At 55.9% G+C, this 12,876-nt stretch carries 8 protein-coding genes, 2 tRNA genes, 1 pseudogene and 1 CRISPR repeat array; of the genes and pseudogenes, 6 read left to right on the top strand and 5 right to left on the bottom strand.

Annotation, left to right across the window (positions count from 1 at the left end):
• Positions 1-311, top strand: a pseudogene (locus tag RDL66_RS07410) (type II CRISPR-associated endonuclease Cas1); the annotation flags it as partial.
• Between the two features lie 3 nt (positions 312-314).
• Positions 315-635: a CRISPR-associated endonuclease Cas2 gene (gene cas2 / locus RDL66_RS07405; RefSeq protein ID WP_308536233.1), complete on the top strand. Its 321-nt coding sequence runs from the start codon at positions 315-317 to the stop codon at positions 633-635.
• Between the two features lie 51 nt (positions 636-686).
• Positions 687-1,298: direct repeats of the CRISPR family, unit length 36 nt; unit sequence TAAGTATACCAAGGATTATGTGAACTGATTCCCAGC.
• 211 nt (positions 1,299-1,509) lie between these two features.
• On the opposite strand, the gene RDL66_RS07400 is transcribed toward cas2, so the two are convergent.
• From RDL66_RS07400 to RDL66_RS07380, 5 genes are all read right to left on the bottom strand, one after another.
• On the bottom strand, positions 1,510-2,910 hold the full coding sequence (locus RDL66_RS07400; protein ID WP_308536231.1) for an NAD(P)H-quinone dehydrogenase: 1,401 nt from the start codon (positions 2,908-2,910) through the stop codon (positions 1,510-1,512).
• Positions 2,911-3,378: 468 nt separating this feature from the next.
• Positions 3,379-3,450: transfer RNA gene (locus RDL66_RS07395), tRNA-His, on the bottom strand.
• Positions 3,451-3,582: 132 nt separating this feature from the next.
• Entirely contained in the window at positions 3,583-4,221 is a 639-nt protein-coding gene (gene orn / locus RDL66_RS07390; protein WP_308536230.1) for an oligoribonuclease, read from the bottom strand.
• Positions 4,222-4,268: 47 nt separating this feature from the next.
• Entirely contained in the window at positions 4,269-5,480 is a 1,212-nt protein-coding gene (locus tag RDL66_RS07385; RefSeq protein ID WP_308536229.1) for an ROK family transcriptional regulator, read from the bottom strand.
• A gap of 77 nt (positions 5,481-5,557) precedes the next feature.
• A tRNA-Arg gene (locus tag RDL66_RS07380) sits at positions 5,558-5,630 on the bottom strand.
• A gap of 212 nt (positions 5,631-5,842) precedes the next feature.
• Between RDL66_RS07380 and RDL66_RS07375 the strand changes: the two genes are divergently transcribed.
• From RDL66_RS07375 to RDL66_RS07360, 4 genes are all read left to right on the top strand, one after another.
• Positions 5,843-6,415, top strand: coding sequence for a single-stranded DNA-binding protein (locus RDL66_RS07375; RefSeq protein WP_308536227.1), 573 nt, complete (start codon positions 5,843-5,845; stop codon positions 6,413-6,415).
• Between the two features lie 111 nt (positions 6,416-6,526).
• Positions 6,527-8,209 (top strand): energy-dependent translational throttle protein EttA, encoded by a 1,683-nt coding sequence (gene ettA, locus RDL66_RS07370; RefSeq protein WP_299295658.1) that lies wholly within the window; start codon positions 6,527-6,529, stop codon positions 8,207-8,209.
• A gap of 167 nt (positions 8,210-8,376) precedes the next feature.
• Positions 8,377-10,548: a 4-alpha-glucanotransferase gene (malQ, locus tag RDL66_RS07365; protein WP_308536225.1), complete on the top strand. Its 2,172-nt coding sequence runs from the start codon at positions 8,377-8,379 to the stop codon at positions 10,546-10,548.
• Between the two features lie 179 nt (positions 10,549-10,727).
• Positions 10,728-12,854, top strand: coding sequence for a PTS transporter subunit EIIC (locus RDL66_RS07360; RefSeq protein ID WP_308536224.1), 2,127 nt, complete (start codon positions 10,728-10,730; stop codon positions 12,852-12,854).
• The last annotated feature ends 22 nt before the right edge of the window (positions 12,855-12,876 follow it).

The raw sequence follows: 12,876 nt of genomic DNA, 5'->3' as shown, positions 1-12,876 counted from the left end.
GTTTGATTTCTTCACTGGGGGTAGCCCACCGTGGACGCTCAAACCCCTGGAATTTAGCAGACGATTTCATTGAGCCCTTCAGACCCGCCATCGATTATTCTGTTTATTTGCTGGTGTCTGAATGCGTTGACGAAGAGTGCGAAATTAGGAAAAGATTGGTTAACGCCGCAGGTGATGTTTTCACAGCCACTCGAAAGTCGATTCCAGCTGAGATGACCCTGCTCGCTCAACATTATGGGCAATTAATTGAGGGCGACATTGGGAAGTTCGGGGTTCCATCTTGGAAGCCGCCCAGTAGGTTGGGACTCTAATCAATGCCGGGAGAACCAGTGTGGTGCATGGTGATGTTCGACCTGCCAACCAAAACCAAGAAGCAGCGGCGTGCATATACAGGTTTCCGGCGCTATCTGCTAGATAATGGGTTCTCGCAGGTGCAGTTCAGCGTTTATTCCTGGTACTCTCCCGCTGGCCACTTAAGTGTCAGACTTTTGAAGGGTATAAAAGCCCATTTACCTCCAGGTGGAGAGGTCAGAATCTACCATCTAACAGATCATCAGTGGGCAACTGCGTTGAGATTTTCCAACGCTAGGGAGGTAAAACAAGAGGAAGCGCCCACGCAACTGATGCTTTTTTAGGGCGCTAAATCACGGTATTTCCTTGATATACCAGGGAAAAATGCCCTCTAGTAAGTATACCAAGGATTATGTGAACTGATTCCCAGCTGGGCTGTCGATTATGTAGACGTGTGCGTAAGTATACCAAGGATTATGTGAACTGATTCCCAGCGAACAGAATCTATGCTCAGTCCGGTTTCTAAGTATACCAAGGATTATGTGAACTGATTCCCAGCTTATCCGATCGTTCATGATGTTCACGATTAAGTATACCAAGGATTATGTGAACTGATTCCCAGCGGAAGGGAGACGCGCATGGGTCTGATTGTAAGTATACCAAGGATTATGTGAACTGATTCCCAGCGGGTCCCTGCGGGGATACCTGTCAGGGGTAAGTATACCAAGGATTATGTGAACTGATTCCCAGCCCAACGGGCAAGGCGAAAACCTCGCTATTAAGTATACCAAGGATTATGTGAACTGATTCCCAGCTGAAATGAGGCAACCCGTTTTTTTGAAATAAGTATACCAAGGATTATGTGAACTGATTCCCAGCCGCCTATTCCTTGCAGGTCTGTGAGCCATAAGTATACCAAGGATTATGTGAACTGATTCCCAGCGCGAAGTCCATCAAAAATACCCATACCATAAGTATACCAAGGATTATGTGAACTGATTCCCAGCCGAGCAATTGTTGTTCTCCTGGATTCGGCTAGTATATTGGGGATTATTTAAATCGATTATTATTTAAAGTACTGGGGTTAAAGTAAATAAATACTTATGAGATTATTCTAAATAGTACTTGGCAGTAGGGGAGGTCGCGCGTATGTCGAGTTGGTTTTGCGCGCTCATCCCACTGGGAGCCGTGGTATCGGCCTTCGGAAAGGGACAAAAGTTAGGGGAGTTCCACCATCTTGTGCAGGGAACGGGCCGCCTCCGTGATAGTGCCGGAGATGGAGGGGTAAATCGTGAAAGTATTGGCAAACTGATCGACCGTCAGGCGGTTCTTAACCGCGAGGGTCAGCGGAAAGATGAACTCCCCGGCGTATTGCAGGCAAATGACCGCTCCGGCGATAGTCCGGGTGCGCCGGCGGGCAAACAGTTTCACGAAGCCCTCGTCAATGCCGCGCATCCGGGCGCGAGCGTTACGGGCAATAGGCAGTGTCACGCTGACGCAATCGACCTCACCGGAATCAACTTGCTTCTGGGTCACTCCCACGGCCGCAATCTCGGGGTTGGTGAAAATATTGGAGGACACCTGATCCAGGTTCAGCGGCTCGACCGCATCGCCCAAAGCGTGCGCAATCGCAATCCGCCCTTGTGCAGAAGCCACCGAAGCCAGCAAGAACACGCCGGTGCAGTCCCCGGCGGCATAGATGCGGTTCGCAGTCGTGCGCGAGACCCGGTCAATCTTAACGAACCCGCGCTCGTCGAGCTCCACGCCGGCTTCCTCCAGCCCCATCTTGTCCGTGTTTGGAATCGCTCCGACCGCCATCAACACGTGAGAACCTTCCAGTTCCCTGCCATCGCTCAACGTGACGACTACTCCGTCACCGACCACGCGGGCAGCTTCGGCTCGTGAGTTGGCACAGATATTGACCCCGTTCTTGGCGAAGACTTCCTCGATGAGCCGCGCCGCATCCGGGTCATCATTGGGCAGCACGTGCTCACGTGAACTCACCAAGGTGACTTTCACGCCCACCGAGTTAAACGCCGAGGCAAACTCGGCACCGGTAACGCCCGAACCGACCACGATGAGGTGCGACGGAACGGTCTTAAGAGAATAAATCTGTTTCCAAGTCAGGATGCGTTTGCCGTCCGGCATGGCTTTGGGAAGTTTACGTGGGCGCGCCCCGGTAGAAACAATGACCGCGTCGGCTTCGAAGCTACGTTCGCCCACCGTTACGATTCGCCGTCCATTCTCGGCGGTTTCCGGCAAGATAGAGCCGCGTCCGCGAATCAGCTCCACCCCGGATTCGCTCAGGCGATGAGTAATTTCGGCACTTTGCGCACCCGCCATGCGTCCCACCCGGTCAAAAATGCCCAGCACGTCAGCTGTGTAGGAACTTCCTTCCTCTACAATGTTGAGCTGTCCGGCACGTCTGATGTTATCCATCCACACCGAGGAGGCAATCAATGTTTTCGAAGGGATCACATCGGTGAGAACCGCGGAACCGCCGGGACCCTGCTCCTCAATGAGAATCGTGCGAGCCCCGTGAACACGAGCCTGAGCTGCTGCTTCGTAGCCGCCAGGGCCGCCGCCAATGATAACTACTGTTTGATCTTTACTGGACATGGTTTCATTGTCTCAAAAATCAAATGCTTGCGTGGCGCCAAACCGCGCAAACCTGTTTGACGGGGTGGTAATCCAGACAAGCGCTAGGGTACGAGTTTTTAGGTATTTTGAGTGTTTATTGTCGCGGTATGTGCGTGTGCGAGATGAAATCGGTCGTTCGTGCAACTTGTCTCTAATCCGGGTGCTAGAAAGTCTGGGTGCGCAACCCGCTGTTTTCACGGCGGCTTGCGCACCCTCCCTCGTTTTGTCACTAGGTCCGGGTGCTTGCAACCCGCTGCGCGGCTTGCGCACCCCTTAGCCGAAGCGGCAAATGCCTGGCGGCTTTTTCGTGGCGGGCTTTGCCCGCCGCGCGCCTCTCTCAACAAGCCGCTTACGTAAGCAAGCTTACGACGCGCTTGTCGAGAGAGGCTCCGCCTGCTGCGCAGGCACGAAAAAGCCGGTCAAGGCGCATGCCTTGACCGGCGTCTGGGTGGCTGACGAGATTCGAACTCGCGACATCCTGAACCACAATCAGGTGCTCTACCACTGAACTACAGCCACCATCGCTTGCGAAAAGCAACCCCACTATCCTACCGGATTTTGGTGCCTAGGCGAAACTCGTGGCCCGCCCGCTGAGGAACCCGCCATTGCCGATAACCTCACCGAACGCGCTTGTGCACAAACACCATGGGTTTACTTGAAAGGCGAAGTCTGCACAATCCGGGCGGCTGCGGCCTGCAGTTCCTCCGTGCTGGGGCCCTCACCAGCCGGCATCAACACCGCACGGTAATAGCGCAGCTCGTTGAGGGAATCGATGATGTCTCCCAAAGCCCGATGATTGCCGGTTTTTTCCGGAGCCAACCCGTAAACCTTCGGATACCAGCGCATCGCCAGCTCTTTCAAGGTAGACACGTCAATAATTCGGTAGTGCAGCCAGTTGATGAGTTCCGGCATCTGTTTGGCCAGGAACGCTTTATCAGAATGCACCGAGTTGCCCGCCAGCTGGGCTTTTCCAGGTTCGGGGACGAGGCGTTTCACGTACTCCAAGACCTGACGGCCGGCTTCCTCCACGCTCAAACCGCTGTCGAGTTCGGCCAGCAGCCCCGACTTGGTGTGCATTTCACGCACGAATTCCCCCATGTGATTCATCGCGGCGGCACTGGGTTTTATCAGCAAATCAATACCGGAATCCAGCGGGTTCAGTTCGGCGTCGGTGACAATCACGGCGACCTCAATCAGCTCATCAACGCTCAAATCGAGCCCGGTCATCTCGCAGTCAATCCACACCATAGGGTCGGTTTTTTTGTTTCCCATTCTGTAATAATCTCCCATTCAGTAGTCGTATCCGGCGGCGAATTTTTCACTCACCGGCTCAGGGCTCAGTTGCTTTCGTCAGATAAAAATCGCTGCAAAATCGCGTCCAGATCCACCATCGAAACCGCTTTCGCCATGGCTCCGCGCAGGGGTGCGGACGAACCCAAGGCGCTCAAATGCAAGGTGGCATCGGCGGCGCAATCGGGCAGGGCGATTTCGTTAATGGTCTCACGAACCTGGTTTAGGAAAGCTTCGCCCGCGTAAGACAGTTCGCCACCGATAACAATCATCTTTGGGTTTAAGATGTTGCACACTTGCGCCAGGACGTAACCGATAGCGCGGGCGGCCTCGTGAATGCGCCGAGTGGCGCGCACGTCGCCTTCCTCAATGAGGCGATACAGGTCACTCAAGGTATGCACCGGCATCCCCAAGCTGCGCAGTGAAGCCATAATCGCGCTGACCGAGGCCGTCATCTCCAGACATCCGCTGCCTCCGCACTTGCACAACTCATGGTGGTTCGGAATTGGGAGGTGCCCAATTTCGCCTGAAATCCCGCCGGTTCCGTACAGGATTTTGCCATCTGCCATAATGCCCGCGCCGATGCCGGAAGAGGCTTCGATATAGACGAAATCGTCGACGTCCTTTGCCGCTCCCCACATATGCTCAGCCAAAGCGCCGGCATTCGCATCGTTTTCAGTCAGAATCGGGAAGGGGGAAACCTCTTGGGCGATATCCTCCAGGTTGATTCCGTTCAGTCCCGGAATCATGGCGGTGTAGTTGGACAAACGGCCATCCGAACGCACCGCGTCGGCAACGACGATGCAGCCAGCCACAATCTGCGCGTTTTTCAGCCCCTTGGCGGCCATCATCGAGTCAAACAGGTCAACCGCCATTTCCTTGTTAACGTTGGCGGTAGACTCCGCTGGCAGCGGTATAACTCGCGTATCCACAATCTCGTGATCCAGAGTAACAATCCCGACACGTACCTGTTCACGTTCCAAAGACACGCCCATGGCGTAACCAATGTCGGGGGCGAACGCAATGGTGTTGCCGCGCCGGCCTGACGCGGCTTCCGCCAGACGTAAGATTTCGGCTTCGGTCAGTTCGCGAACGATGTTGGACACGGTTGCGGGAGCCAGCCCGGTGCGGCGGCTAATCTCGGCCTGAGAAATCCCACCGGCGTCGATAATGGCAGCTAAAACACGTTTTTGGTTCGCTACGCGCAGGGATGAGGGGGAGCCGGGGCCTACAAGGTTTTCCATAGTCACGAACCCCATTTTAGTAACTTTTTTCCTATAAAAGGTCAGCCTGCTCCGGCAAATGTCGCCATTGGTCTCGTTTGCGTGTGCCCTAGCGCCCTCGGTGGGACTCGAACCCACAACCTACGGATTAGAAGGCCGTTGCTCTATCCATTGAGCTACGAAGGCTGGTCGGTTAACCAAAATCAGTTAACTCGACCAGTTTAGCTTATTTCCGCGATTCTTGCCCCTGTGAATAAACAGGTTATCCACAGGTAAAAAAAATTTGCTTGGACGATTCAAGGCTTTGCGAAACCCTCGTACTGAGAGCTGTTTGTTTGGCAGTAATCAACAGTAACGAGCGCAGGGGCGTTCGGGAAAGGAAAACAAAAATGAGCTCCATGACAGTAACAGTAAGTGGGTATTTGGGAAATACTCCATTTTTGCGCAAAACCTCCGCGGGAACCCACTGGGTCCGATTCTCTCTGGCGTGCAACGCCAGTTATCGTGATGCCAGCGGCAACTGGACCAGCGGGGAAACCACGTGGTTCAACTGCAAAGCTTGGGGAACTTTCGCCGTCAACATTGCTCAGTCACTGCACAAGGGCGATCCGGTGGTTGCTCAGGGACGTTTAGTGCCCGGTACTTACGAACACACCGATAAGACGACCGGCGTCGTCGAAAAACGTCCGGAACTGGCCTTGCACCTGACCCATATCGGGGTTGACCTGGTGCGCGCCGCTTCGATGAACATCAAGTATGTCAAGGAAATCAGCAGTGAGGAAAACTCCACAAAACCGAGCAAATTCGATATTTCCGCGGATTCTCTGAACACCGTGAAGGGTGCCGAGTTTACGCAGACGGAGTCGGAACTCACCGAGAGTGCAGAAATCCTCGATGAGCTTGACGTTGAAATCGAAGCCAACGATGAGGAGTCTTTGGTCAGCGCCGGAGCGGACGGGGTCCCGTTCTGAAAAAGATTCGTGATTTCCGTTAGCATATTGGGGGTGCGGGTTTTTGGCCCCACCCCCAATAGTCCTGCGAGCCAGATGTCGCTCGGCTCCCCGAAACTGTAAGGAAGTTGCATGTCAGAGTACATTTATTCAATGCTGAAGGCCCGCAAGAAGGTCGGCGATAAGCTCATTTTGGATGACGTTACGATGGCTTTCCTGCCGGGAGCCAAGATTGGCATGGTGGGTCCCAACGGGGCGGGCAAGTCGACAATCCTGAAAATAATGGCTGGTTTGGATGAGCCCAGCAACGGTGAAGCTATCCTCAGCCCGGGGTATTCGGTCGGTATCCTGTTGCAGGAGCCCCCCCTGAACGAGGACAAAGACGTGTTGGGCAACGTCGAGGAAGGCGTGTGGGAAATCAAGTCCAAGCTGGATCGATACAACGAGATTTCAGCCCAGATGGCCGACCCGGACGCGGATTTCGATGCCCTGATGGAAGAAATGGGTCAGCTCCAAGAGGCCATCGATGCGGCCGATGCCTGGGACCTGGACAATCAGTTGGAACAGGCGATGGACGCGCTGCGCTGCCCGCCCGCGGACGCCGACGTGAAAACGCTTTCCGGAGGGGAGCGCCGCCGGGTCGCCTTGTGCAAGTTGCTGCTGGAAGCCCCGGATTTGCTGCTGCTTGACGAGCCGACCAACCACCTGGATGCCGAGTCGGTGCTGTGGCTGGAGCAGCATTTGAGCCAGTACAAAGGTGCAGTCATTGCCGTCACCCACGACCGTTATTTCCTCGACCACGTGGCGGGGTGGATTGCTGAGGTCGACCGCGGTCACCTGTACCCCTATGAGGGCAACTACTCCACCTACCTGGAAAAGAAGCAGGAACGTTTGGAAGTCCAGGGACGAAAAGACGCCAAACTCCAAAAACGGTTGAAGGAAGAGCTGGAGTGGGTGCGCCAATCCGCGAAGGGGCGTCAAGCCAAGTCGAAGGCTCGTTTGCAGGCGTATGAAGCGATGGCCGCGGAGGCTGAGAAGTCTCGGAAACTTGATTTTGAAGAGATCCAGATTCCGCCGGGGCCGCGGTTGGGCACTTTGGTGCTGGAGGCAAAGGACTTAAAGAAAGGTTTTGGGGATCGTACCCTGATTGACGGGTTGAGCTTTAGCTTGCCGCGAAACGGTATCGTGGGCGTTATCGGGCCTAACGGGGTGGGGAAAACGACCCTGTTTAAGACCATTGTCGGGTTGGAACCCCTCGATGGCGGCGAGCTGAAAATCGGGGAAACCGTGAAAATTTCTTATGTCGACCAGGCTCGCGCGGGCATTGACCCGGAAAAGACGTTGTGGGAGGTTGTCTCCGACGGTGCGGATTACATCGAGGTCGGCAAGGTGCAGATGCCGTCGCGCGCCTACGTGTCCGCTTTCGGGTTCAAGGGCGCTGACCAGCAGAAACCTGCGGGCGTACTGTCCGGTGGGGAACGCAACCGTCTCAACCTGGCTTTGACTTTGAAAGAGGGCGGAAACCTGCTGCTGCTCGACGAACCAACGAACGATTTGGACGTGGAAACCTTGGGGTCGCTGGAAAACGCCCTGTTGCAGTTCCCCGGCTGTGCCGTGGTCGTCACCCACGACCGCTGGTTCCTTGACCGGGTGGCGACCCACATTTTGGCTTATGAGGGTACCGAAGAAAACCCGGCTAAGTGGTTCTGGTTCGAAGGCAACTTTGAAGGCTACGAAGCCAATAAGGTCGAGCGGCTAGGGCCGGAAGCGGCTCGACCGCACCGGGTGGTTTACCGGAAACTGACTCGTGGGTAAGGCTAGCCATACCAGAGAGAAGCAGAAAAACGTTATAGCACCCCGTGTGCTTGCCCACTACCATGACTAAGCGGTTAGAATTCGTTAATGTAGACCGTCCAGCGTCGTACCGGGTAGTGGTTTCGGCGTGCGATGAAAAGTAAACGGATTTCTGAGGATTCGATAAAGTGGCCGAAACAAAGCACTATCTTGAAGGTTATTTGCCCCAAGTCCAGGACTTAGCCCGTCGGCTGGGGGTGGATACGGACTATTGGGATTTTGCGGGCAACTATCATGAGGTGCCGCAGTCGACTTTGGTTCGGGTCATTGACGCTCTCGGTTTCACCCTGCAAAGTAGTGATGATATTGAGCGCGCTCACGAGTCACTGGATCGGGAATACTGGTTTTCCACCCTCCCGAAAGGGCTGGTGGTCCGCCAGTCCCAAGGGGCGAATATCCCGGTTCATGTGCCTGACGGCACCAGCTTGGAAGTCTGGTTGGAAACCGAGAACGGCGATACCAGTCCTTTGGAGCAGCTCGATATTTGGGTCCCGGCCCGCGATTTTGGTCCCGAAGGGCGGCGCGGCGAGGCGACGTTCCGACTTCCGGAAGGCACCGAATGGGGCTACCACACCTTGCACGCTAAGACGGTGGAGGGCGAATTTTCCCAGCAGGTTGCGGTCGTCCCCGACCGGCTGCCGCTGGGGAGTCTAGAGCATTCCCGCTCCTGGGGCGTGATGACGCAACTGTATTCGGTGTCCTCCCGCGGTTCTTGGGGGATGGGAGACTTTCACGATTTGGGCCATATCGCCGAGATTTTCGGGCGTCAGGGCGCTGACTTCGTGTTGACTAATCCGCTGCACGCGGGTGAGCCCAACGTGCCTATCACGCCTTCCCCTTACCTGCCCGTGTCCAGGCACTTCTTGAGCCCGCTTTACATCCGCCCTGCCGACATCGCGGAATATAGACATTTGGATTCCACATCCGAATCCCTGGTGAAAGTCGCTTTCGCTCAGGCCTCCAATGAACTTTTCCCGGTTGACGCCGTGAAACACATCGACCGGGATCGCTCCTGGAAAGCCAAACGAGAAGCCTTGGAAGTTATTTTTAAGGTCAAGCGCAGCCCTTCCCGCGAAGCCGAGTTCCGCGACTTTATTGCGGCCCGCGGCCAGGACCTGCAAAACTTTGCCCTGTGGTGTGCTCTGTATGACCGTTTCGGTCAAGGCCCCTGGGAGGACGACGTTGCCGATGTCTCTGGTCCACGCGTGGCGGCGCTGCGGGAGAAACTCGCCGAACAAGTGGAGTTCTATTGCTGGCTGCAATGGATAGCCTCCACTCAGCTTCACGCCGCCCAGGAATCCGCGAAAAATGCCGGCATGACGATTGGCATTATGAATGACCTGGCGGTAGGGGTGCACAAGTACGCTGCCGACGTATGGTCCACCCCTGACGCTTACGTGAGGTCCATGAGCGTGGGGGCTCCGCCGGATATGTACAACCAGCTGGGGCAAGACTGGACCCAGCCGCCGATGAATCCGCGTTACATGGCCACCCACGATTGGGAACCTCTGCGGGGGATTATTCACCGTGCTTTGGCTGACTGCGGGGCTTTGCGTATCGATCATGTGATGGGGCTGATTCGCCTGTGGTGGATTCCGCGGGGAGCTGATCCCAACGAGGGTACCTACGTTCGTTACAACCATGAGGCCACCGTGGGCATCATGCTGTTGGAAGCTGCCCGAGCCCACGCCGTAGTGGTCGGGGAGGACTTGGGCACAGTCGAGGACTGGGTTCGCGATTACCTGAGAGACCGCGGTATTCTGGGCACTTCCGTGCTGTGGTTTGAACGCAACGGCAGTGATTTCAAACCTCCGGAGCAGTACCGTGAAATGTGCATGGCTGCAGTGAACACGCACGATTTGCCCCCGACTTTGGGATTCCTCCGCGCGGGTCACCTGGAAGTCCAGGATCGTTTGGGGATCTTGCCCCAGCCTTTGGAACAGGCCAAGGACGCGTTGTATGACGACATCGCGAAACTGGTGGAACAATTGCGAAACATGGGGCTGTTGGAAAATGATTATCCGACCGAGTCCGAATTGATTCTGGCGCTGCACCGTTTTATCGGCAAGACCCCGGCAAAGCTGTCCGTAGTCAGCTTGGTTGACGCGGTGGGGGACCTGCGGATGCAAAATCAGCCCGGCACCAACAACGAATACCCCAACTGGCGCATTCCGCTGTCGGACTCCTTGGGACGCTCGGTCAAAGTGGAAGAATTGGAATACTACGTGGGCGTGGGCGAAATCTGCGAAGCAATGCGCGAACTGGTGAATCCGCAGTGTTCCGAAGACTATGAAAGTTAGTATTCCCTTAGGAAAATTGCTGTGAGAGCTGCGGCCTTTATCCGGGGAATAGCCGCCGAGGTTTCTCGCCCTGGGGGAGTCCTTTATTAGCACGTCGAAAGCCGTTTTTCACGCAGAATTTGTGGCAAAATTGAAGGTGGTTTAGGCAGTGGTATCCGCGACTAAAATCTGACCGAAGGATGCTGAGGAAAGGAAGTGCCAGCGTGGCGGGCAAAGGCAAGACAGCCAAAGCGGTGGACAATCCTGAATCGGGTCGTGTCTCCGCTGCTGAGAGTCGTGCAGGCAAAGCAAAGAAAAAAACTGGAAAAACCCCTGCGGCGAAAAAACCTACGGAGCGCACCAAGGGCGCAAAAGTTCCTCATACTGCCGTAAAGCAGCAGCGTTTCGCCCGCTTCCTGGCGCCGGGATGGTACGAACGGTTCCTGCAGTATCTGTTTGTCGCGATTTTGATACTGTGCGCGGCCGAGTTGTCCCTGCGTTTGGGGCAGGGTCATATCCTTGGTGACCAGGGCTTTGGTAAAGTATTTCCGGGGATTTTGCCGATTGCGGACATTTTGTACTACGTCGGCACCACGGTGGAATCGTATTTCCCCTTGATTGTGGCATTCATGTTGGCTTTCGCGGCGGCGAAGCGCCCCAACGCGGCCATCGGCTTAGCGGCGCTGGCTGGTTGGGTCGGTTACTTGGGTGCCACGATGGCTCTGTCTCGCTACAGTACCGCCTCTTCACAAGGGGAGGTTTCTGGCGTTGACTTAGGGCTTATGGGTGGAATTTTGGTGGGGTTCCTGGTGGCCGGTTGCTGGAGCGAGTTCCGGTTCCGCAAAAATGCCCCTTGGGCTCGAATGGTCAGTGGGATTCCCTTGGTCGTGATGATTTGCGCGACTGGCGGAGTGGTCCTCGGCATTGTTGTCGGTGTGGTTTATCAGCTGTTATTCCTGATTATCACCGTGGCTGCCGGCACGGCAATGATGGCTGCTCCGGGTCCCTTAGGGGCGGCACTCTACGGTTTTCTGCACCCCATTGCGGAGGTTACCGGATTCAGTTCCCTGCTAAATATTGCCCCGTATAATCTCTATGGCAGTTGCCAAACCACCCAAGGCGACACCCTCAACGGTTCCTATCGTTGTTTTGTGTATGGCGGTACGCAGATGGAAGGTCAGCAGGCCCTGTTCCTCGCCGGGGGATATCCGGTGGTTGCGTTCGGGCTGGCAGCGCTGTTCCTGGTGCTGTTGCTGCAGCTGAAGGGCGGCAACCGCCAATACTGGCGCATTATGTATTGGTTCCTGATCGCCAGCACGTTCTTGGTTGGAGCCGATAAGCCGGCGCTGTATCTGCTGTTTTTTGCGGCTCCTGCCCTGTTGCTGGTACACGCGGTCGCTTCGGCGTTTTCTTACGCTATCACCGCGGTTTTGGGCGTCACTATCGGCTGGGCGGGTGGTCCCGGTTTGGTGGATTTGATGCGCTGGATGGGAACCGGAGAAGGCATCCTGGTGCTGCTCATCCTAGGGGTGTTGTTCGCTGCTATTTACGTCATGATTGCTATTTTCACCATGAAAGTGACAGGGCGGCGGTTGAACTTGGGTGGATTTGGGGTGCCTTACATTACGAAACCGTTTATGGGTATCCCCAACACCTCCGAGGAAACGAAGCGCGCTCCTGCCGTCACGAGTCCGAAGCCGACTGCTGTTAAGGACACTTCCAAGACCGGTGTCCCGGCTTTGGTTCGCGAGGAGACCTCCGTAACCTCCCCCGCTCCGGCCCAGCCCCGCCCTTCTGGGCCTGTTGTTGAAACAACTGTTGCCGCCCAGCCGGCTCCGGCTCAGCCTGTTGCCGTCCAGCCGGCTCTGGAGCCACCCACGACCGCTGAACCCGCGATCGCTGAACCCGCTGCGCTCGCGCCCGAATCAAGTCCTGAGGTGCCGCTGGTGCAATCCGAGCCGGTAAACAAGAAGGTTGAGCAGCCCCTGCCTGCTGAAGCTTACCCGGAGGCTTATCCTGAGACCGCCGCCGCTGTGAACCCCGCTTATCCCCAGCAGAGCTATGCCCAAAATCCCTACGGTTACCAGGCGCCGAGCTATCCCGAAGCATACCCGACATATCCCGCGGAGTACGGCGGGGGATATAACCCCCAACTCTATGGCTACCAAGGAACGCCCTACGGGTATCCCGCGGCTTATAACCCTGCGGCTATGCCGCAGGCTACACCGCCAGCTCAGAATTTTTCCGTATCCTCGCCCCAACCGCAGGCACCGGCAGCTCCGCCGGAGAATCCCTCCGAGCCTACCTATCGACCGCGTCCACAGTAGGCGTTCGCGGCGCGCGGAACCA

Origin of the sequence: uncultured Mobiluncus sp. (genome assembly GCF_902488535.1) — a bacterium.
GTDB lineage: Bacteria > Actinomycetota > Actinomycetes > Actinomycetales > Actinomycetaceae > Mobiluncus.
Note: the sequence above shows the minus strand (reverse complement) of the source record. Positions and strands in the feature narration are given on the sequence as shown.

Coding starts and splice junctions, on each gene's coding strand:
- cas2 (WP_308536233.1), top strand. CDS start 315: ATGCCGGGAGAACCAGTGTGGTGCATGGTGATGTTCGACCTGCCAACC.
- RDL66_RS07400 (WP_308536231.1), bottom strand. CDS start 2,910: ATGTCCAGTAAAGATCAAACAGTAGTTATCATTGGCGGCGGCCCTGGC.
- orn (WP_308536230.1), bottom strand. CDS start 4,221: ATGGGAGATTATTACAGAATGGGAAACAAAAAAACCGACCCTATGGTG.
- RDL66_RS07385 (WP_308536229.1), bottom strand. CDS start 5,480: ATGGGGTTCGTGACTATGGAAAACCTTGTAGGCCCCGGCTCCCCCTCA.
- RDL66_RS07375 (WP_308536227.1), top strand. CDS start 5,843: ATGACAGTAACAGTAAGTGGGTATTTGGGAAATACTCCATTTTTGCGC.
- ettA (WP_299295658.1), top strand. CDS start 6,527: ATGTCAGAGTACATTTATTCAATGCTGAAGGCCCGCAAGAAGGTCGGC.
- RDL66_RS07360 (WP_308536224.1), top strand. CDS start 10,728: ATGCTGAGGAAAGGAAGTGCCAGCGTGGCGGGCAAAGGCAAGACAGCC.